Origin of the sequence: Ralstonia sp. 24A2, assembly GCF_051783885.1 — a bacterium.
Lineage (GTDB): Bacteria > Pseudomonadota > Gammaproteobacteria > Burkholderiales > Burkholderiaceae > Ralstonia.
Genome location: NZ_JBPVZD010000003.1, coordinates 1,415,363 through 1,434,752 on the forward strand (window position 1 = coordinate 1,415,363; position 19,390 = coordinate 1,434,752).

Below are 19,390 nucleotides of genomic sequence, written 5' to 3' on the forward strand. Positions count from 1 at the left end.
GGATGAAAGCGAAACGAATCGGGGGAGGCATCTTGCTGGCCTCCGCCCTGATCGCGGGATGGCTGGTGGTGGCACCACCATGGGCCGGCAATGCGGGGGTTCCCGCTGTGATTGTCGGCGGCGCAGACCAGCGCAATCCCGGCTCGGACGCAGACAAGAAGAAGCCTGCGCCAGCCTCCTCCGAAGGCACCGTCATGGTTGGGCAGCCCGCGCAGCCGGCTGTCGTGGCCGTCGCAACACACAAGCCGGTAACCGGGGGCGGGCGCGCCTACGGCTATGGCGTGATGGATGAAAACGGGCAGGTGGTTCCGCCGCCGCGCCCGCCCGGCGTTACCGAAATCCGTCCCGGTATGCCAGAGAACGAGCCAACCGGTACGGAACGTGGCCACGACCGTGGTCCCAACTTCAACCTCGGGCTCTACCGCCAAGCGGACGGCTCGGTGTATCGCCCATGAGTCGGAGAGCCATCATGAAATCTATGTTTCGCAAGTTCCTCTGCGCATTGGTCTTTGCGGGCGGCCTCATAGGCATCTCGTTGCCCGGGCCTGCGCAGGCAGCCACCTGCACGATCGGGCTTGGCCCCATCTGCGTGACGGTTGGCGGAACGACAACCAGTGCGCCAGCCCCGATGCTGGTGCTGTACGACGCGCCGCCCAACGACCAGTACACCAACCTGGGCAAGGCGTACGCGATCATGCTGTACAACCTGCTTGCACACTTCAATACCACCATCACCATGATGCCGGTGCAGAACTACACGGCTGGCATGACCGAGCAGTACACCGCCACGTTCTACGTGGGGGCCTACTACGCCAACCCCATACCGGCAGCCTTCCTGTCGGATGTCAGCACGACCCAGAAGACCGTTGTCTGGTTCAAGTACAACCTGTGGGAACTGGCATGGAACACGGCATATCCGTTCACCGCGCGCTATGGCATCAATTTTGTCGGCCTGCGCGGCATGAATGCTACGCCGTCGGCCAGCGCTCCGAACCCCGGATTCTTCGATACGGTGGCCTACAAGAACCAGAGCATGACCAAGTACTACGCCTTTAATGCCACGACGGGTGTCATTAGCGCTGATCCGGATATTGGCGTAACGTCCGTGGCCGATGCCACCAAGGCCAGCAGCGTGGTGACAATCACCAACTCGGTCACGCAGGAAACTGCGCCATACATCATCCGCTCCGGCAACTTCTGGTACGTGGCAGACATGCCGTTCTCGTACATCGGCCCACGTGATCGCTATCTGGTTGTGTGCGACATGTTGCATGACATCCTGGGCACCAACGCGCCAACGCTGCACCGTGCGCTGGTCCGTCTGGAGGACCTCAACGCCACCAATACCGTGACATCCATCAACACGCTCTCGGACTACCTGTACAGCAAGAAGATTCCGTTCTCGCTTGCGACCATTCCGCTGTACAAGGACCCGAATGGCGTTTACAACGGCGGTGTGTCGCAGACCATTCACCTGGTCAATGCAACGGGGCTCAAGTCGGCGCTGAATCATGCGTTGGCACGTGGCGGCAAGCTCCTGATGCACGGTTACACGCACCAGTACAGCAACATTCCGAACCTCATCAACGCGGTCAGCGCGAACGACTTCGAGTTCTGGCTCGCCACGCAGAACCGCCCGGTGAACGAGGACTCAACGCAATGGGCGGCAGGGCGATTGTCGGCGGGTTTGCTGGAACTCCAACTCAATGGCTACGTGCCCTTTGCGTGGGAGGCACCGCACTACCAATCCTCTCCGCAGGCCATCAAGGCGGTGCCGCAGTACTTCAAGAACACCTACCAGCGCATGGTGTATTACACGTCGGATAACCCGCAGACGTTGAACTCGACTACCGTCGGACATGATTTTTCCGTTGGCCAGTTCTTCCCCTACATCATTCAGAAGGATTATTACAACCAGCGCGTGATTCCGGAAAACCTTGGCAATGTGGAATACAACATCTGCAATATCGACCCGTCGTCCTGCCTGACATACACCGCGCAGGACATCCTGACCAACGCGACCTACGCACTCATGGTGCGCGACGGCTTTGCCTCGTTCTTCTTCCATCCGTTCTGGCTGGAGCCGGACCTTGGTACACCCGGCTACGCCGACTTCCAGACCATCATCACCGGCATCACCGCACTGGGCTATACCTGGGCGAATGCCAGCACGGCGCAGTAGCCATGCAGCGGATGCGCTTGATCCTGGCAGCAGCAATGCTGGTGTTGGGCGCATCCACAGAGGCCGCGGGGCCGGTGGGAGCAATGCCTGCCGGCCCTGTGCCGTTATATGGGGTCACGGTTGATGCGGTGGACAACGTGTCCGCCGTGGTCGACGCGCTCTCGCACCTCTCGCGCACGCCCACGGTGCGCATCGTCTTTGATGAGGGGATGAACGCGCCGGACTACGCCGCGTCCGTCGCCGCCATCCGGCGCGTGGCCTACGTGATGGGTGAGTTGGTCGATTCATCCACGCTCAAGCAATACGACGTCCCGCAGATGCGCGAGCGCGCCACCACCTATTTCGACACGCTGGGCCACAACGTCGACCTCTGGGAGATTGGCAACGAGATCAACGGCGAGTGGGCCGGCCGCACGCGCGACGTCGTCGACAAGACGCTGGCCGCCTATGCCGTCATCAAGCAACGTGGCGGCCGAACGGCGCTCACGCTCTATTACAACGAGGGCTGTTCTGAAGCCCCCTCACACGCCATGTTTGACTGGTCTGAACGCAACTTGCCGCCTGACCTGCGCAACGGCCTGGACTACGTCTTCATCAGTTTTTACGAAGACGATTGCAAGATCGCGCCACCTGATTGGCGTGCCGTATTCGACCGTCTGGGGCAACTGTTTCCGCATGCCGTGCTCGGCTTTGGCGAGGTCGGTACACGCCTTGCAGCGCGCAAGGGCGCGTTGATCGCGCACTATTACGGCCTGTCGATTGCGCATCCGCGATTCGCGGGCGGCTACTTCTGGTGGTACTTCCGGCAAGACATGGTGCCGCGCACGCGGCCGCTATGGCGCAGCATGGATGCGGCCTTTCAGTCCATGCCTGTCGCACCACTTCGTGCGCCTACGCCCTAGCCCGTGTGTTCGGGTACTGCAGGCCTCCTGGCGGCTTTCCGCCCGTCGCCCCGTCGGGCTCGACGGGCTCACCATGGCGTCGTACCAGCTGGATGGTGCGCGTGGGCAGTGCGAACGCTGCACCAAGGTTCTGCAACTCTTCCAGGATCGCCAGGTTGATGCGCTGCTGGATGTCCATGTAGAGATTGAAGTCGGGGCTGGTCACGAAGTACACCACCTCGAAGTTCAGCGCGTTCTCGCCAAACTCCTTGAAGTGTGCACGATCAAAGCGTGTGTCGCCAGCGGTCTCCACGGCGTGGCGCACGATGTCCGGAATCTTCTGCAACTGTGCGGCGCGCGCGTCGTACGTCACCCCGAACGTAAATACGATGCGTCGTTCCTGCATCCGTTTGTAATTGTGGATGGTGCTCTTGAGCAGTGACGTGTTGGACGTCACGATCTCTTCGCCCGAGAGACTGCGGATGCGTGTGGTTTTGAGCCCCACGTGCTGTACCGTGCCGGCAATCGATTCGAAGACGATGAAGTCACCAATCTCGAACGGCTTGTCCAGCCCGATGGCGAGCGAGGCAAACAGATCGCTCAGGATGTTCTGCACCGCCAGTGCGACGGCCACACCACCCACCCCCAGGCTGGCGACGAAGGCGGTGACGTTCACGCCTACATTGGCGAGGATGGCCAGCAGCAGCATCGACCACAGTGCAAAGCGCAACACCCACGCCATCATCGATGTGATGACCGGGTTGCGTGTCGTTTGGGTTTGCGCGGATAGCTTGTCACGTGCCCACAGCTTCACGCCACGGTTGAGCCATAGCGCAATCTGGAACCCGATGATGACGAACCAGATGTGGTCCAGTTTGTTGGCCAGGCGCGTGGGCAGCTCGATGAAGTACGAGCCGGCCAGCAACGCCGCCAGCCCGATGAACAGCGGATGCGTATCGCGCAGCACGGCCGCGGCCAGTGTGTCGAAGCGATATCCGGTGCGGCGCGCACGCACCTCCAGTCGATTGCCGATCAGGCGCAGCACACTCACCAGCACCACATACGTGGCCACCACCGTGAGCGCAGCGGCGGCCCAGTCACGCGCCGGTATGCGCAGGAAGGTATGGACGTTGAGCCACTCCATGGCCATAGACATCTCCGAGCAAAGTCACGGGATGTCGCGTCGCACAAAATGTGCCCGCGTCACTGCGGCAGGTCAGCTTGCAGGTCGGTTGGTACGCACACGCGGTTGCGTCCTTGACGCTTGGCTTCCATCAACCCGATGTCGGCATCGGCCAGCAGCTTGGCAAGGTCCTGCTTCGGGCGCAGCGGTGCGGCGCCCACGCTGATCGTCAGCGGGCCGACCGGCGTTGCGCTGGCGCCCACGGCGGCCTTCAGGCGTTCCACCACGGCCAGCGCATCGGTCAAACTGCAGCCGGGTAGCAACACGGCAAATTCGTCGCCGCCCAGCCGGCCGAAGAGGTCGTTCGGGCGCAGCACATCGGCCAGTGCGTCGGACAGCGAGACCAGCGCCTCATCGCCGGCGGCATGGCCCCATGCGTCGTTGATGGCCTTGAAGTGGTCGACGTCCAGGTACAGCGCGCACAGCGGTTCGGCATGATGCTGGGCGCGTTCCACGGCAAAGCTGCCCAGTTCGAAGAAGCGCTGGCGCGCGAGCATGCCGGTCAGGTGGTCGGTGTTGGCGCGGTCGGCCAGATTGATTTCTGCAGCAAAGTGGCGCGCCATCGCGCGCAGCAGGTAGCGGTGCATGACCGCCGCAGCGGCAATGCAGATCGGCAGGTACAGCGCGATGCCCAGCCATGCGCGGTGAATGGTGGCCGCGGGTGCATCGGCCATGAGCACGGCGATGATCGGCCCGGCAGCACAAAGCGTCATGGCAATGCTGAAGTCTCGCCGCGTGAGCCATGCAGGGCTGGTCGCGAGCGGCATCAGGTAGAACGCGGGCAGCACCCATTCAAGCCCCGCCTGATGACCGAAGACGATGATGGCGATCTCTTCTGCAAGCAGGTGGGCAAGTGCCAGGGGGCCCCACAAACCGGTATGGCGATGCCGCTGCGCAATCACCACGATGGCCGTCAGCACCGCGAGCAACGCCAGCAGTGGTGCAAGCGTATGGATCACGCCTGCTGCCCAGCCCAGCACGATGGCAAAGCCGTAACCCAGCACACCGCATTTGCTCAGCGCGAGAATCATCGGCACGAAATGGCGCGCTTGATAGTCGCGAGAAGGCGTGCGTGCGTCGGGCAGGGCGGAGGCGGTAGGCAAATTCGCGCTCAAGACAGGGCGGGTGTGGCCTTCTGGCGCGGCTGGATGATGCGAGCGCGGGCGGGGCCGAATTGCGCAACAAAGCGCGCATTCTAATGGCGGCGTGGCATGCCGTGCGCGGATTTTTAGTGGGGGGAGTCCCTCAGCCTAGCACCTGCCACACCAGCCACAGGTTGGCGACGCTGATGACGACGAATAAACCCCACGCCAGTACGGACGTTAATCGGTTGTTAACAAACACGCCCATCAGCTTGCGGTCATCCGTCATGCGAATCAGCGGAAACATCGCAAACGGCAACTGAAAGCCCAGCACCACCTGGCTGATCACCAACAGCTTGCCGATGGCGTGATCGCCCAGCATGGCCACGCCGATGAAGGCCGGGATCAACGCCAGCGCACGCGTGATCAGGCGCCGCTGCCAGCAGGGGATGCGCAGGTCCAGAAAACCCTCCATCAGGATCTGCCCGGCGATGGTGCCCGTGAAGGTGGAGCTTTGCCCCGCCGCCAGCAGTGCGATGCCAAACAGCACTCCGGCCACCGCCGTGCCGACGATGGGTTCGAGCAGGCGATGTGCATCCTGGATGTCGGCCACATCCTGATGGCCGTTGGCATGAAACGCGGCGGCAGCCAGCACCAGGATGGCGCCATTCACCAGCAGCGCCAGCGAGAGTGAGAGGATGGTATCGAGCCGCAATAAGCCCACCGCCTCGCGCTTGGCGGCTTCCGTGCTGGCTGTCATGCGCGTCTGCACGATGGACGAATGCAGGTATAGGTTGTGCGGCATGATCGTCGCGCCGAGGATGCCGATGGCCAGGTACAGCGGCTCGCGCTCGCTCACGCTTTGCCACGACGGCATCAACCCGGCCGCTACCGACGGCCAGTGCGGTTTGATGAGCACCAGCTCCACGAAGTAGCACAGCCCGATGGTGAGGATCAGCCCCAGCACGATGGCTTCAAGCTGGCGAAAGTTCTTGCCCTTCAGGCCCAGCACGATCAGCGTGTCCAACGCGGTGAGTGCCACGCCGCCCAGAATCGGCACGCCCAGCAGCAGGTGGAACGCCAGCGCACAGCCCAACACTTCCGCCAGATCGCACGCGATGATCGACAGCTCGGCCAGCAGCCATTGCACGCGTACGGCCCCGGGCTGGTAGCGGTCTCGCGAGGCGCGCGCCAGATCCTTGCCTGTGACAATGCCCAGCCGCGCCGACAGACACTGCAATACCATCGCCGCCAGGCTGGAGAGCAGCACCACAAACAGCAGCGAATAACCGTAGCGCGAGCCGGCCTCGATGTCGGTCGCCCAGTTGCCCGGGTCCATGTAGCCGACCGAGACGAGCAGCCCCGGCCCGGCAAAGCGCAGCAGCTTCTTCCACAACGGCAGGCCGGGCGGGACGGCCACGGTGCCACGTACTTCGGAGGGGCAGAACGGCGCGGTGGCAGTGGTGGGCAGGGCGGGCAGGCGGAACATGGCGCGGCCGGGAATGGGAGGGCGAAGAGGAAATCAATCGATACGGCCTTATGATAGCCAAGTGCTGCAGCGCGTGCGGATATTGGCTGCCGGTGCCGCTTTAAGGTGATGTGTGAGGCATATTGCCGCGGCAGATTTAAGGCAAATCTCAGTCCGTTGGGGTAGATTTCCAGCTTTGCCGGCGCCTGTTTCCCAGGTGCCGGTTGTCCGTTTACCGTCGACCCGCCAAGACTCACTCGCATGAACGCCATCCTCCTCATCGAAGACGACCTGCCGTTGGGCACCGCACTGGCCCGCGCGCTGCGTCAGGCCGGCTATAACGCGACCTGGGTACGCCGCCTGGTTGACGCGCAGAAATGGATCACCACCAACACGTTCGAGGCCATCGTGCTCGACCTCGGCTTGCCCGATGGTGAAGGCCATACCTTCCTCGAAGAATTGCGTGCCGCGCACAGCGATGTGCCGGTCATCATTGCCAGCGCGCGCGATGCGCTGTCCGAACGCCTCAAGGGCCTGGACTCCGGTGCGGACGACTTCCTCGTCAAACCGTTCCCCGTGGATGAGCTGGTTGCCCGCTTGCGTGCCGTGCTGCGCCGCCATGCTGGGCAGAGCACCAACCAGTGGAGCGTCGGCGCTCTGGTGGTCGAGCCTTCGCAAAAGCGCGTGACGCAAGATGGGCAGATCATCGAGCTCACCCCGCGCGAATACCAGTTGCTGCTTGAACTCGTGCGCCGCGCCCATCGCTGGGTCCCGCGCGAGACGCTCATGGACGCCCTCTACCGTGAAGGCGATAGCGTCAGCGCCAACGCGCTCGAAGTCGTCATCCACCACCTGCGCCGCAAGCTCGGCAACGAGACCATCCAGACCATCCGCGGCGTGGGCTACATGATCGGGGGCAACCGGTGAGGCTGGCGGTCCCAGCGATCCTGCGGGTCCGGTCGCTGTCGTTTCGCCTGTATGTGCTGATCCTGCTGGCGCTGGTGCTGATGCTGCTGGTGCAACTGGTGATCGCGCATTTGGAAATCTCCCGCACCAACAGCCGCCAGGTGGTGAGCGACCTGCGCATGTCAGCGCAGGCCTATGCCGACCTCACCACGCTCAACATGGATGATGTGCCGCGCCGGGAGGAATTCCTGCGCCGCCTCACCGACATCAAGCTGGGCCTCTCGCTGCCCAACATCCTCCCCGGCGAATTCCGCTACGTGCTGTGCGATCGTGCCGGCCAGGTCATTACGGCCTTTCCCGGCGCGCCCACCATGCCATGCGGCAAGGCGCACGACACCGTGGTCGAGATCATGCTCGAGGGCAAGCCGTGGCGCAGCTACACGGTGGACAGTGTCGACGGCAAGCTCACGGCCACCGTGGCGCAGCCGCTGTCTGCGTACGAACGCGCCATTCGCGATCTCTTTCAGGAAGTGGCGGTTGCGCTGGCCATTCTTGCCACCGCGCTGATGGTGATGGTGGGCTGGGCGGCACACGTGGGTCTCAAGCCGCTGCGTACGCTTACGCGCCAGGTTGAATCGCGCGACTCAGCGGATCTGGACCCCGTGCAGAGCGTCGAGCACGCTGAGCTGAAACCGCTGGTGGAAGCACTGAACGATCTGTTCGCGCGCGTGCGACGCGGCATCGAGGCGGACCGCCGTTTCTTTGCCGATGCTGCACACGAATTGCGTACGCCGCTGGCGGCCATCCAGGCACAGGCGTATGTCGTCTCGCATTCCGACAGCGAGGACGATCGCTCCACCGCGTTGCGCGAGTTTGATCGCGGTATTTCGCGGGCGACGCAATCGCTGGCGAAGTTGCTGGCCATCGCGCGGCTCGATGCACGTCGTGTGGAAGCCCAACTGGCGCAAGGCGCGCTGTCTGATCTGGCCGGCTGCGCACGCAGTGGCGTGATTCAGCAGGCCTCACGTGCGGAGCGTCGCAACGTCACGCTGTCGTATGAAGGCGCCAATCAGGCGTGGGTATCGGTGTCGCATGAAGATGCCGCCACGCTGGTTGAGAACGTGCTCGACAACGCCGTGCGCGAAACGCCCAAAGGTGGCGAGGTGCGCGTGGTGGTCAAGCGCGTTGAGCAAGGCATCCAGGGCGCAACGGTGGCGATGGTCGAACTGCGCATTGAAGACACCGGCCCCGGTATCCCCCCCGACGAGCGCGAGCGTGTGTTCGAACGGTTCTACCGTCCGCGCGACAGCCAGTCGCAAGGGAGTGGTTTGGGCCTGGCGATCGTGCGCCGCATTGTGGAGCTGGGCAACGGCTCAGTGGTCATCGAGGATGGGCTGGGCGGCAAGGGCTGCGCGGTGGTGATTCGTCTACCGGCGCTGGACAGCGCGCCTGAACCGATTGAACCGGATGATGCTCCGCCCGGCATGGTCGATACGGCCAGCCACTGACTGGCACAGCTCAAGATGGATCGTCCTGGCACTCGTGGTGCTGGGGCATCTGGCACTGCTGGCGTGGTGGCGAGAACATCCGGTGCCCGCCGAGCGTGATGAGTCGCTGCTGCAAGGGCGGCTGCTCAGTATCGACATCCAGCCAGCACCGGCGCCTTTGCCGCTTGCTCAGAAACCAGCCCGCCGCTCGCGGGCCACGACGCCGGTTTTAACGCAGCCTTCCAACATCCATTTGGACAAAGCACCGGAATCGGTGCCTGTTGCGCCGGCCAACGCCGAGGCCGTTGAGGCCCGTACGCTCGACCTCAGCGCGCCGGTGGCGCCGCCATCGCGCACACGGTCCCAGGCAGAAAACAATCTTGCAGGTAGTGCAGCGCGCGGCACCGGCCACGCATTCGGGCCGGATGCTGCATCCACGCCGCACGCTGCGGGAGCGATTCAGGAGGCGCGGGGCGCCGCCGGCCGCCGGCAGGCACGCGTGGAGGTGGGCGGCAGCGCCTACTGCCTGAACGCGCAGGACCCGAGCCTGCGCCGCGACCCCTTCGAGAAGGCGCTGGCGGTGCCGTCCACCTGCCGTTGATCAGTAGCCGACCGTGAAGCGCTGGCGCGGGTGTGCCGGCGTTTCCGTCTCATCAAGGAAGGCGATTGCGTAGTCTTCCATCGAGATCCAGGGCTTGCCGTTGGCGTCCACCAGCAACGTGTCCTTGCCGACGCGGAAATGGCCCGTGCGCTCGCCCGGCTCGAAGATGGCCGACGGCGACACGAACGTCCAGTTCAGCTCCGTTTCCGTGCGCAGCGCGTTGAGGAAATCACGGCCTGCCGAGGCTTCGGCAAAGTACTCCTTGGGGAATTGCGGCGTATCGATCAGCGCCACGCCCGGTGCCACCTCCAGGCTGCCGGCGCCACCCACCACCAGCAGACGCGGTACACCGGCCTTCTTCACTGCGCCAACGATCTGGTCTGCATTGGCCTGCAGGAAGCGCACGGTGCTGTAAGCCACATCGTTGCCCGCCAACGCGGCCGCGAGCGCAGCCTGGTCGGCCACATCCACATCCTTGGCAGTCAGGCCCGCACGTGCCGGCAGCTTGGATGCCGTGCGCGCAATAGCCGTCACCTGGTGACCACGGCGCAGTGCTTCGTCGATCAGGCGGGTGCCCACGCGCCCGGTGGCGCCAATGATTGCAATCTTCATGGTTCAACTCCTTGTTGAGTAGTTGTAAGGTGATATGTAATTGATGCAGTTACATATAGCGATAAAAAAATACCGGAGCACTAGGCCCGGCGGCGACGCTTTTGCGCATATCCAACTTCTTCCAGCATGCCCGCGATAGTTTGCGCGGCCAACTCGGCTTCCATGGCGGCTTGCGCACGTTCAGTCACGCGCTCCAGCACGCTGGTGATCTCGCGGCCCACATTGCACGCCGGATTGGGTGCATTGGGCGGCAGTGCGATCAGTACGGACGACTCCACCACACGAAACACGTCGAGCAGCGTGATGCGATCTGCCGGCTGCGCCAGCGTTGCGCCGCCCGTTGCGCCCATCTGCGAGCTAACGAAGCCGGCTTCGGCCAACTGTGCAACCAGACGGCGGATCAACGCCGGGTTGGTACCCACGCTACCCGCAATGAGCGACGACGGCACCGGCCCTTCCGCACTGGCAAGCAGGGTCAGGATATGCACGGCGACGGCGAAGCGGCTGCTGGTAGACATGGTGGGCGAATAAAGTGTAACCAGTGTAGATACACTTGTGCATGCAGTCAACCCCGTCCGCCGCCGAGCGATTCAGAAGGCAGCCGCCGATGTCGACGCCCTGATTTTTGCACTCGCCTTGGTTGCTGCCAGTGCATCGGGCGTGGTCAGTGTGGGTGCCGCGCTGATCTCCGTCACGTCTTCAATGCCGATGAAGCGCAGCCAGCGGCGCAGATAGGGTTTCTGAAAATCGTCCGGCGATTCGCTCGCACCTTCGGAGTGCGCGGCATACGCACCAGCACTGGCATAGACGAGCGCGGCCTTCTTGCCAGAGAGCAGCGCCTGATAGCCCGTAGCGGGTGACCAGTTCCAGTTCTGCCCGGGCAGCGTCACCACATCAATGAAATGCTTGAGCCGATAGGGCACGCCAAAATTCCACATCGGCACAGAGAACAGATAGTGGTCGGCCGCGTTGAAACGCTGCGACAGCGCTACGGCACGTTGCCATTGCGTGCGTTGTTCTGGCGTGGCGTCTTGCGTGCGCAGCACCGCAAACTTGGCGCCGATCATGTTGGCATCAAACTCGGGCAGGTCGAGGTCAGGGCTCCACAAGTCGATCGTGTCGATCTCGTGGTCAGGATGGGCGGCGCGATAGCCGTTGAGAAACTGCCGGGCCACGTCGATGGAGTGCGACAGCGCCTTCATTGGCGATGCCTCGATATAGAGCAGGCGGGTCATGAGGGGGCTCCTGATGCAGCTTCATGCTGCGTTGAAGAAGTTGAGGCCAACAGTGCCGGCAATCACCAGCCCGATGCAAGCCAGGCGTGCCGGCTGCACGCTCTCGCCAAAGACGAGGATGCCCAGCAGCGTGACGCCCACCGAGCCGATGCCCGTCCAGATCGCATAGGCGGTGCCGGCGGGCAGGCCGCGCATGGCATGCGTGAGCAGAAACACGCTGGCCAGCGCCGTGGCGATGCCGAGCACGCTGGGGATAGGGCGCGTCCACCCTTGCGCAAATTTGAGCGAGATCGCCATGGCGATTTCCACGGCACCCGCGGCCAACAGCCATAGCCAAGCGGCTTGTTGCATATCACCTCCGGTTCATGCGGGCGGCCTGGCCGGAGTGGCCAGCGGCGCGTTGCAGTGGGGCCAGATTAGGGGTACGGTCACACGCCAACAAGTACGCACCCGGAGGTAACCGTGACGGCCAACAAGGCTATTCCCGATGCTCAGCAAGCCCATGCGAAGGGCGCGGAACACGCCATCGAGGTGGAGGCCTGCCCATCGACACGCGCCCTGGAGCTGGTGGCGAGCAAGTGGGCGCTGCGCATCTTCCCCGCGCTGGAAAACGGCCCCGTGCGCAACAACGAGTTGCTGCGCCGCGTAGGCGACGGCATCTCACAGAAGATGCTCACGCAAACGCTGCGCGAGCTGGAAGCCAACGGCCTCGTCCTGCGCACCATCTACGACAGCGTGCCCCCGCACGTGGAATACCGCCTGAGCCCCCTGGGTGAATCGCTCAACCGCACGCTCATGGGCCTGGACGATTGGGTGAAGACGCATTGGCAGGAAATGGAACGGATTCGCGCCGCGCAGGTCGATTCCGAGTGACATCCGTGCGTTCTGCCGGAAGTTATGTGCAGATGCGGTAGTTCTCCTGCTAGTATTCGGGGCCCATGTTTGTGCCAAATCTTCACTTCGCCTCGCCGACGCAGTCTCGCGCCCACGCGCGTGGCGTGCTGTCGCGCGCGCGTGGTGTACGGTGGATCGTCACGATCTGGTGCCTGCTGTTTACCGTCACGGTGTTCTCGGCCACGCATTTCCCCGATGGGCAAGCTGCTGACGATGCGCTGGAAGCTATCGAGGCCGTCGTCGACGATGCGTTGGACGACGTGCAGCCGGTTGCCCAGTCCAGCAAGGGCCTCGAGCGCGCCATCAAGGTGGCGCTCGGCAAGCTGGACAAGCAGCCCGGCCAGTGCTTCAGCGTGGAGCACTGGGTGGCGCAGGCGCACACCGCACCCGATGCCCCCTCCAGCAACGCCGCTGCCCCCGACCACCCCAGCGACGCGCCGGAACTCTGGCTGCCGCCGCCTCCCATGACGCTCGCGCCCGGCCTGCGTGTCGCGCGCGTCCGCGTTGCACTTCCGCCATTCCAGGCCGGCCCTGTGCCGGCACCCATGCTGCGCCCGCCCGCGCACGTCTGATCTCCTCCGGCGCTTGCCGGAAGCCACGCCCTTGAGTTCGTAGTGCGGCACCTGCCTTGTCTTTGACGGGCAGGGTGCCCGCGCTTGGCTGTTCTTCTTTTTCAGGATGATCCGGATGTTGTCCAACCAGGACGCGGCCCGACCGTGCCCCGCTGCGGGCGCGCGTGCGTCGCAACGCTTGCTTCTTGCCGCTGTGCTGACCGTGTTGTCGGCTTCGGCGGCTTCCGCTCTCGCAGCCCCCGCAGCCTCTGCTGCGCCCTCGCAGGCCAAGACGCCTGTGAGCACTCCCACTGCGCCACGTGACGAAGCGCTTCCCCTGCCGCGCTACACGCTGCCGCAGTTGCTGGACCTGGCGCGCGCCAACCATCCGGCGCTCGCTGCATCGCAGGCTCAGGTGCGTGCTGCACAGGCCGGCACGACCACCGCGCGCGCCTGGCCCAACCCCGAGGTTGAAGCCATGACCGGCCGCCAGCGTGCCCGCATGCCCGGTGCGGCGGAAGGCCGCACCAATAGCGTGTCGGTCACGCAGAAGCTCGATCTGCCGTGGCAGCGCGCCGCCCGCACGCAAGCCGCCGATGCCGCCTACGAAGGCTCGCAGGCCACCGCACGATCGCAAGCGCGCGACGTGGAGGCCCAGCTCAAGCTGCGCTTCTACGACGTGGTCCGCCGCGAGGCCGAGCAACGCAACGCGCGCGAAGACGTGACCCTGGTCGAGCAGATCCGCCGCCGCGTCGCCGTGCGTGTGGAAACCGGCGAGGCCCCGCGCTACGAACTGATCCGTGGCGATGCTGAACTGCTCAACGCACAACGCACCGAGCAGGCAGCCGCATTGCGTGTGCTGCAGTCGCTGGCCGACCTGCGCCGCGCCGTCGGCGCCGACCTGCCGCAGACCTTTGACGTGGATGCCGGCGCCGACGCCCCGTCGGTCGCGCACCTGCCGCCACTGGCAGATCTGGTCAGCATGGTGGTGGAAACCCACCCCGATCTCGAAGCCGACCGGGCCGCCGTGCGTGAAGGCGAGGCGCGCCTGGCGCACGAGCGCAGCCAGCGCTGGCCGTCGCTCGCACTGCGCGGCACGGTGGATCGCGCCCCTGATCTGCAGGACAGCCGCGTGGGCGTGGTGATGTCGATTCCGTTGTTCGACCGGCGCGAAGGCCCGGTGGGCGAAGCGGTGGCAGGGCTCGAACGCGCCCGCGCCGTGCTGCGTGATCGCGAATTGCAAACACGCCAGGCGGTGGAGTCCGCTTATCGCCAATACGAGATTGCCGAGTCCCAAGTCAGCGCGCTGGAGTCTGGCGTGGTCAAGCAAGCCGAATCTGCCCTGCGCGTGGCCGAGGCCGCCTACCGCCATGGCGAGCGCGGCATTCTCGATTTTCTCGACGCCCAGCGCGTCTTCCGCCAGGCACGCAACGACCTGATTGCCGCGCGTGCCGACTTGCGCACCGCCGCCGTTGAGCTCGACCGCCTGCGCCCGGAGGCTCAATGAGCCAGCCCCCCGCTTACCGAACCCAAGAATCCAGCCTGACCATGAACCGACGTTCTTCTTTCTCTCCTTCGATCCGGCTGGCCGGTGTGGCCATGGCCGCCATGCTGCTGCTTGGTGCCTGCGGCAAGGATGCCGCCAGCGATGCCAAGGCCACACAGCAAGCCGCCGACCCGAACCTCGTGGTCGCACAACCGATGTTGGTGCAACGCCTGAAGGTGGCGCAGGTCGGCAAGCAGCCAATCTCCGAGCGCCTGCGCGTGCCTGGGCAGATCGCCTTTGACGAACAGCGCGTTGCGCGCATCGGCGCCACGGTCACCGGTCGTGTGACGGAGCTGGTCGCCACGCCAGGCCAGAGCGTCAAGGCGGGCGACATCCTCGCGCAACTGCACAGCACCGAGCTGGGCGCTGCGCAATTGGCTTATCAGAAGGCCGCCGCGCAGCGTGACTTGCAGGCGCGCGCGCTGGAACGCGCCAAGCTGCTGCTGGCCGCAGACGTGATCGGCTCGGCCGAGCTGCAGAAGCGCCAAAGCGAACTGGCCATGGCCGATGCCGAAGTGCGTGCCGCAGTCGACCAGTTGCGCGTCATGGGTGTATCGCCCGCCACGCTGGCGAAGATGCGTACGGGCGGCATGTCGTCGATCTCACCCGTGGTGGCGAGCATCAGCGGCACGGTGGTCGAGCGCAAGGTGACGCGCGGCCAGGTGGTGCAGCCGGCCGACGAGCTGTTCACCGTGGCGGACTTGTCACGCGTGTGGGTGGTGGGCGAGGTGCCCGAGAATGCCGCTGCCGGTGTGCGTGCGGGCCAGTCGGTGGAGATCGACACCGGCGCGGGTGAACGTATGGTCGGCAAGCTGATCTGGGTGTCCGACATTGTGGATCCGCAATCGCGCACGGTCACGGTACGCACGGAAGTCGACAACGCCGAGCGCACGCTCAAGCCGTCGATGCTGGCGACGCTGCTGATCCAGTCGCGCCCCGAAGAGCGCGTGGTCGTGCCGACTTCCGCCGTGGTGCGCGAAGACAACCGCGACTACGTGTTTGTGCGCGCGAGCGACAAGGGCAGCGACTACCGCCTCACGCCCGTCAAGCTGGGTGATGAATCCAACGGCGTGCGCCCCGTGGTCTCCGGTGTGCAAGCCGGCCAGCCCATCGTCGTTGAAGGCAGCTTCCACCTGAACAATGAGCGCAAGCGCGCCGAGATGGAGGGTGCATGATCGACGCATTGATTCGTGGCGCGCTCAAGCAGCGGCTCGTGGTGGCCGTGGTGGCTGCCGTGCTGCTGTTCTTTGGGTTAGACGCCGCACGCAAGCTGTCGCTGGACGCGTTTCCGGACGTGACCAACGTGCAGGTGCAGATCGCCACCGAGGCACCGGGCCGCTCGCCGGAAGAGGTCGAGCGCTTTGTGACTGTGCCGGTGGAGATGGCCATGACGGGCCTACCGGCGCTGACCGAGATGCGCTCGCTCAACAAGCCGGGGCTGTCGCTCATCACGCTTGTCTTTACGGACGAGACGGATGTGTACTTCGCGCGCCAGCTCGTGATGGAGCGGTTGATCGAGGTGCAGTCACGCATGCCCACGGGCGTGACGCCGGTGCTGGGGCCCGTGTCCACCGGCTTGGGCGAGGTGTATCAGTACACGCTCGACAAGCCTGACGATGGCGACAAGGAACTCTCCGTCGAGGAGCTCACCCAGCGCCGCATCGCGCAGGACTGGGTGGTGCGTCCGCTGCTGCGCTCCATTCCGGGCGTGGCGGAAATCAACTCGCAGGGCGGCTACGAGAAGCAGTACCAGGTGCTGGTCAACCCTGAGCGTTTGCGCCATCACAACGTGACGGTCAAGCAGGTGTTCGAGGCGCTGGCGGCCAACAACGCCAACTCGGGTGGTGGTGTGCTGCCGCACTTTGCAGAGCAGTACCTGATCCGCGGTGTGGGTCTGGTGCGTGACACCAACGACATCGGCGCCATCGTGCTCAAGGAGGTCAACGGCACGCCGCTGAACATCCGCGATGTGGCGGAGGTGAAGATCGGCACGGCGGTGCGCGCCGGTGCGGTGGTCAAGAACGGTGTGACGGAATCCGTTGGTGGCGTGGTCATGATGATGCGTGGCGGCAACGCCAAGGAAGTCGTCGCCCGCATCCAGGATCGCGTGAAGGCCATCAACGACAACGGCATGCTGCCCGACGGCCTGAAGATCGTGCCGTACTACGAACGTTCGGACCTTGTGGATTCTGCCTTGCAGACCGTCATCAAGGTGCTGGCCGAAGGCGTGGTGCTGGTGGTGATCGTGCTGCTGCTGTTCCTGGGCGACATTCGCTCATCGCTCATCGTGGTCGGCACGCTGATCCTCACGCCGCTGCTGACATTCATTGCGATGAACAAGCTCGGTATCTCCGCCAACCTGATGTCGCTGGGTGGGCTGGCGATCGCCATTGGCTTGATGGTGGACGGCTCGGTGGTGGTGGTGGAGAACGCGTTCGCGCATCTCGCTAAGCCGCGTGACCCGAACGAAAGCCGCCTACGCATCATCCTGCACGCGGTGACGGAAGTGGCCACACCCGTGATCTTTGGCGTGGGCATCATCATCCTGGTGTTCCTGCCGCTGATGACGCTGGAGGGCATGGAAGGCAAGATGTTCGCGCCGCTGGCCTTCACGATTGCGATTGCGCTGTTCTTCTCGCTGGTGTTGTCGCTCACGCTCACGCCGGTGTTGTCGTCGTACCTGCTCAAGCCGAAGGCGCATAAGCCTGTCGAAGGCGAGCACAGCGCCCATCCACACGACAAGCACGCAGAGCACGACGCGCACGACACGTGGTTGATTCGCAAGATGAAGAAGCCGTATCTGCGGCTGCTGGAGTTGAGTCTCAACAACGGTCGAAAAACGGTCATCGTGGCCGTGGCGGTGTTCCTTGCCACCGGCGCGCTGATGCCGTTCCTGGGCACGGCGTTCATCCCCGAGATGAAGGAAGGCTCGGTGGTGCCCGGTATCAACCGCGCACCGAACATCTCGCTGGAAGAGTCGATCCGCATGGAGATGGAAGCCATGCGCCTGGTGATGCAGGTGCCGGGTGTGAAGTCCGCCGTGTCTGGTGTGGGCCGTGGCGAATCTCCAGCCGACCCGCAGGGCCAGAACGAATCGACCCCGATCGTCTCGCTCAAGCCCCGCGATGAGTGGCCGAAGGACTGGAACCAGGACGACATTGCCGAGGCGATGCGCAAGGCGCTGCAGGTGCTGCCCGGCGTGCAGATCGTCATGGCTCAGCCGATCTCTGACCGCGTGGATGAGATGGTGACCGGCGTGCGTTCGGACGTGGCCATCAAGGTGTTTGGCGACGACTTGAACGTACTGCGCGAGAAGGCCGAGGCGATTGCCAAGGTGGCGCAGGGCATTCAGGGCGCGCAGGACATGCGCGTGGAGCGCATCACCGGCCAGCAGTACCTGCAGATCGCCATTGATCGCCAGGCCATCGCGCGCCACGGCCTGAATGCGGCCGATGTGCACAACGTGATTGAAACCGCCATCGGCGGCAAGGAAGCCACGGAAATCTTCGAAGGCGAGCGCCGCTTCAGCGCGGTGGTGCGCCTGCCTGAGACCTACCGTGGCAGCGTAGAGGCCATCCGCAACCTGATCGTGGCGGCACCCAACGGCGCACAGGTGCCGATGGAGAGCATCGCCCGCATCGAGGTGACCGATGGCCCCGCACAGATCAGCCGCGAGCTGGGCAAGCGCCGCGTGGTGGTGGGCGTGAACGTGCGTGACCGCGATCTGGGCGGTTTCGTCGCCGAGCTGCAAGGTGCTGTGGCGCAGAAGGTGAAGCTGCCCGAAGGCTATTACCTGGAGTGGGGCGGCCAGTTCCAGAACATGGAACGCGCCATGGGCCACCTGAAGGTGATCGTGCCGATTACGGTGGCCGCCATCTTCTTCCTGCTGTTCCTGCTGTTCAACTCGGTGCGCTACGCCACGCTGATCATCTTGGTGCTGCCGTTCGCCTCCGTGGGCGGGATCATCGGGTTGTTTGTCACTGGGGAATACCTCTCCGTGCCGGCCTCCGTGGGCTTCGTGGCGCTATGGGGTATCGCGGTGCTCAACGGCGTGGTGCTGGTCAGCACGATCCGCAGTTTGCGCGAACAGGGCATGTCGGTAGAGGAGTCGGTGCGGCTGGGTTCGCGCATGCGCTTCCGCCCGGTGATGATGACCGCCACGGTGGCCATGCTGGGTTTGATCCCGTTCCTGTTTGCCACGGGGCCGGGTTCGGAAGTGCAGCGGCCGCTGGCCATCGTGGTGATCGGCGGTCTGCTGACCTGCACGCTGCTCACGCTGGTGATGCTGCCCACGCTGTACAAGTGGTTTGATGAGGAGTCGAAGGCATGAAGGAAATCCGCATCGTAGTGCGCCCGCAATTGCTGGAGCGCTTGCATGAGGCGCTGCGCAGTTGCCCGGGGTTTCCGGGCATGACGGTGGGCGAGGTGAACGGCTACCCGCCGGTGACTTCGCAAGCCAGTGCACATTCCATCAAGGAAGACCTGACGGAGTTCGTGCCGCGCTTGCGTATCGAGCTGGTGGTGTCGGATGCGCTGGCAAGCATGCTGTTCGATGCTGCCGTCAAGGTGCTCGAACACGGTCAGACCGGCGACAGCGCCATCTGGATGACCGACGTAGTGCAGGCCACCTTTCTGCATCGCACGGGTTGATGCGGGTGTAATGCGCCCATGAAAAACGGCGGACCCTGTCCGCCGAAAATCGGGAGCCAACGTTGCAACGGGCTGCTTCCTGGCACATGGGAAGCGGCCCGTTTGCCTTTTC

The 19,390-nt window shown here is 64.3% G+C and carries 19 protein-coding genes; 12 read left to right on the plus strand and 7 right to left on the minus strand.

Translation table 11 applies throughout. From position 1 onward, the window contains the following. Window positions 1-2 precede the first annotated feature (2 nt). The 3 genes from ACS13N_RS23965 to ACS13N_RS23975 are packed head-to-tail and all read left to right on the plus strand — an operon-like array spanning window position 3 to window position 3,084. Window positions 3-455 (plus strand): hypothetical protein, encoded by a 453-nt coding sequence (locus ACS13N_RS23965; protein ID WP_438934086.1) that lies wholly within the window; start codon window positions 3-5, stop codon window positions 453-455. A 14-nt stretch (window positions 456-469) separates the two neighbouring features. Further along, window positions 470-2,182, plus strand: a complete 1,713-nt coding sequence (locus ACS13N_RS23970) for a DUF2334 domain-containing protein (protein WP_438934087.1) — start codon at window positions 470-472, stop codon at window positions 2,180-2,182. A gap of 2 nt (window positions 2,183-2,184) precedes the next feature. Beyond that, window positions 2,185-3,084: a hypothetical protein gene (locus ACS13N_RS23975; RefSeq protein ID WP_438934088.1), complete on the plus strand. Its 900-nt coding sequence runs from the start codon at window positions 2,185-2,187 to the stop codon at window positions 3,082-3,084. On the opposite strand, the gene ACS13N_RS23980 is transcribed toward ACS13N_RS23975, so the two are convergent. From ACS13N_RS23980 to ACS13N_RS23990, 3 genes are all read right to left on the minus strand, one after another. After that, window positions 3,074-4,207 carry a mechanosensitive ion channel family protein gene (locus tag ACS13N_RS23980; RefSeq protein WP_438934479.1) on the minus strand — a complete coding sequence of 378 codons (1,134 nt, stop codon included), beginning with the start codon at window positions 4,205-4,207 and terminating at the stop codon, window positions 3,074-3,076. The two genes, ACS13N_RS23975 and ACS13N_RS23980, sit on opposite strands and share 11 nt — an antisense overlap. A gap of 59 nt (window positions 4,208-4,266) precedes the next feature. Beyond that, the gene (locus ACS13N_RS23985) at window positions 4,267-5,283 is read right to left on the minus strand and encodes a diguanylate cyclase (RefSeq protein ID WP_438934480.1); all 1,017 of its coding nucleotides are present in this window, start codon (window positions 5,281-5,283) and stop codon (window positions 4,267-4,269) included. Between the two features lie 208 nt (window positions 5,284-5,491). Continuing rightward, window positions 5,492-6,817 carry an Nramp family divalent metal transporter gene (locus ACS13N_RS23990; RefSeq protein WP_438934089.1) on the minus strand — a complete coding sequence of 442 codons (1,326 nt, stop codon included), beginning with the start codon at window positions 6,815-6,817 and terminating at the stop codon, window positions 5,492-5,494. A gap of 240 nt (window positions 6,818-7,057) precedes the next feature. Here ACS13N_RS23990 and ACS13N_RS23995 point away from each other — a divergent pair, with 240 nt between their 5' ends. Genes ACS13N_RS23995 through ACS13N_RS24005 form a run of 3 tightly spaced genes read left to right on the plus strand, consistent with a single transcriptional unit; the run spans window position 7,058 to window position 9,790 of the window. Then, window positions 7,058-7,723, plus strand: coding sequence for a response regulator (locus ACS13N_RS23995; protein ID WP_021193639.1), 666 nt, complete (start codon window positions 7,058-7,060; stop codon window positions 7,721-7,723). Then, window positions 7,720-9,210, plus strand: a complete 1,491-nt coding sequence (locus tag ACS13N_RS24000; RefSeq protein ID WP_438934090.1) for an ATP-binding protein — start codon at window positions 7,720-7,722, stop codon at window positions 9,208-9,210. Before ACS13N_RS23995 ends, ACS13N_RS24000 begins: the two co-directional genes overlap by 4 nt. Continuing rightward, on the plus strand, window positions 9,170-9,790 hold the full coding sequence (locus ACS13N_RS24005) for a hypothetical protein (RefSeq protein ID WP_438934091.1): 621 nt from the start codon (window positions 9,170-9,172) through the stop codon (window positions 9,788-9,790). Before ACS13N_RS24000 ends, ACS13N_RS24005 begins: the two co-directional genes overlap by 41 nt. On the opposite strand, the gene ACS13N_RS24010 is transcribed toward ACS13N_RS24005, so the two are convergent. The 4 genes from ACS13N_RS24010 to ACS13N_RS24025 form a co-directional block, all read right to left on the minus strand. Beyond that, complete coding sequence (locus ACS13N_RS24010) at window positions 9,791-10,402, minus strand: NAD(P)-dependent oxidoreductase (RefSeq protein WP_438934092.1); 612 nt, start codon at window positions 10,400-10,402, stop codon at window positions 9,791-9,793. Window positions 10,403-10,482: 80 nt separating this feature from the next. Next, on the minus strand, window positions 10,483-10,920 hold the full coding sequence (locus ACS13N_RS24015; RefSeq protein ID WP_438934093.1) for an Rrf2 family transcriptional regulator: 438 nt from the start codon (window positions 10,918-10,920) through the stop codon (window positions 10,483-10,485). A gap of 72 nt (window positions 10,921-10,992) precedes the next feature. Further along, window positions 10,993-11,637, minus strand: coding sequence for an FMN-dependent NADH-azoreductase (locus ACS13N_RS24020; protein ID WP_438934094.1), 645 nt, complete (start codon window positions 11,635-11,637; stop codon window positions 10,993-10,995). Between the two features lie 21 nt (window positions 11,638-11,658). Beyond that, window positions 11,659-11,988 carry a DMT family transporter gene (locus ACS13N_RS24025; RefSeq protein WP_438934095.1) on the minus strand — a complete coding sequence of 110 codons (330 nt, stop codon included), beginning with the start codon at window positions 11,986-11,988 and terminating at the stop codon, window positions 11,659-11,661. Between the two features lie 129 nt (window positions 11,989-12,117). Between ACS13N_RS24025 and ACS13N_RS24030 the strand changes: the two genes are divergently transcribed. The 6 genes from ACS13N_RS24030 to ACS13N_RS24055 all read left to right on the plus strand — a co-directional run bounded on the left by ACS13N_RS24030 (window position 12,118) and on the right by ACS13N_RS24055 (window position 19,278). Next, window positions 12,118-12,510, plus strand: a complete 393-nt coding sequence (locus ACS13N_RS24030; RefSeq protein ID WP_438934481.1) for a winged helix-turn-helix transcriptional regulator — start codon at window positions 12,118-12,120, stop codon at window positions 12,508-12,510. A 65-nt stretch (window positions 12,511-12,575) separates the two neighbouring features. Then, window positions 12,576-13,103 (plus strand): hypothetical protein, encoded by a 528-nt coding sequence (locus tag ACS13N_RS24035; RefSeq protein WP_438934096.1) that lies wholly within the window; start codon window positions 12,576-12,578, stop codon window positions 13,101-13,103. Between the two features lie 115 nt (window positions 13,104-13,218). After that, complete coding sequence (locus ACS13N_RS24040; protein WP_438934097.1) at window positions 13,219-14,589, plus strand: TolC family protein; 1,371 nt, start codon at window positions 13,219-13,221, stop codon at window positions 14,587-14,589. Between the two features lie 41 nt (window positions 14,590-14,630). Further along, complete coding sequence (locus tag ACS13N_RS24045; protein WP_438934098.1) at window positions 14,631-15,803, plus strand: efflux RND transporter periplasmic adaptor subunit; 1,173 nt, start codon at window positions 14,631-14,633, stop codon at window positions 15,801-15,803. Then, window positions 15,800-18,958 carry an efflux RND transporter permease subunit gene (locus ACS13N_RS24050; protein WP_438934099.1) on the plus strand — a complete coding sequence of 1,053 codons (3,159 nt, stop codon included), beginning with the start codon at window positions 15,800-15,802 and terminating at the stop codon, window positions 18,956-18,958. Before ACS13N_RS24045 ends, ACS13N_RS24050 begins: the two co-directional genes overlap by 4 nt. Beyond that, window positions 18,955-19,278, plus strand: a complete 324-nt coding sequence (locus tag ACS13N_RS24055) for a P-II family nitrogen regulator (protein ID WP_438934100.1) — start codon at window positions 18,955-18,957, stop codon at window positions 19,276-19,278. The genes ACS13N_RS24050 and ACS13N_RS24055 overlap by 4 nt, the downstream gene beginning before the upstream one ends. Window positions 19,279-19,390 lie beyond the last annotated feature (112 nt).

What these genes read in the sequence shown, in the direction of transcription:
- ACS13N_RS23995 (WP_021193639.1), top strand. Translation starts at nt 7,058, where the DNA reads ATGAACGCCATCCTCCTCATCGAAGACGACCTGCCGTTGGGCACCGCA.
- ACS13N_RS24010 (WP_438934092.1), bottom strand. Translation starts at nt 10,402, where the DNA reads ATGAAGATTGCAATCATTGGCGCCACCGGGCGCGTGGGCACCCGCCTG.
- ACS13N_RS23970 (WP_438934087.1), top strand. Translation starts at nt 470, where the DNA reads ATGAAATCTATGTTTCGCAAGTTCCTCTGCGCATTGGTCTTTGCGGGC.
- ACS13N_RS24035 (WP_438934096.1), top strand. Translation starts at nt 12,576, where the DNA reads ATGTTTGTGCCAAATCTTCACTTCGCCTCGCCGACGCAGTCTCGCGCC.
- ACS13N_RS24045 (WP_438934098.1), top strand. Translation starts at nt 14,631, where the DNA reads ATGAACCGACGTTCTTCTTTCTCTCCTTCGATCCGGCTGGCCGGTGTG.
- ACS13N_RS24055 (WP_438934100.1), top strand. Translation starts at nt 18,955, where the DNA reads ATGAAGGAAATCCGCATCGTAGTGCGCCCGCAATTGCTGGAGCGCTTG.
- ACS13N_RS24015 (WP_438934093.1), bottom strand. Translation starts at nt 10,920, where the DNA reads ATGTCTACCAGCAGCCGCTTCGCCGTCGCCGTGCATATCCTGACCCTG.
- ACS13N_RS24025 (WP_438934095.1), bottom strand. Translation starts at nt 11,988, where the DNA reads ATGCAACAAGCCGCTTGGCTATGGCTGTTGGCCGCGGGTGCCGTGGAA.
- ACS13N_RS24040 (WP_438934097.1), top strand. Translation starts at nt 13,219, where the DNA reads ATGTTGTCCAACCAGGACGCGGCCCGACCGTGCCCCGCTGCGGGCGCG.
- ACS13N_RS24020 (WP_438934094.1), bottom strand. Translation starts at nt 11,637, where the DNA reads ATGACCCGCCTGCTCTATATCGAGGCATCGCCAATGAAGGCGCTGTCG.
- ACS13N_RS24005 (WP_438934091.1), top strand. Translation starts at nt 9,170, where the DNA reads ATGATGCTCCGCCCGGCATGGTCGATACGGCCAGCCACTGACTGGCAC.
- ACS13N_RS24050 (WP_438934099.1), top strand. Translation starts at nt 15,800, where the DNA reads ATGATCGACGCATTGATTCGTGGCGCGCTCAAGCAGCGGCTCGTGGTG.
- ACS13N_RS23980 (WP_438934479.1), bottom strand. Translation starts at nt 4,207, where the DNA reads ATGGAGTGGCTCAACGTCCATACCTTCCTGCGCATACCGGCGCGTGAC.
- ACS13N_RS23990 (WP_438934089.1), bottom strand. Translation starts at nt 6,817, where the DNA reads ATGTTCCGCCTGCCCGCCCTGCCCACCACTGCCACCGCGCCGTTCTGC.
- ACS13N_RS23965 (WP_438934086.1), top strand. Translation starts at nt 3, where the DNA reads ATGAAAGCGAAACGAATCGGGGGAGGCATCTTGCTGGCCTCCGCCCTG.
- ACS13N_RS23975 (WP_438934088.1), top strand. Translation starts at nt 2,185, where the DNA reads ATGCAGCGGATGCGCTTGATCCTGGCAGCAGCAATGCTGGTGTTGGGC.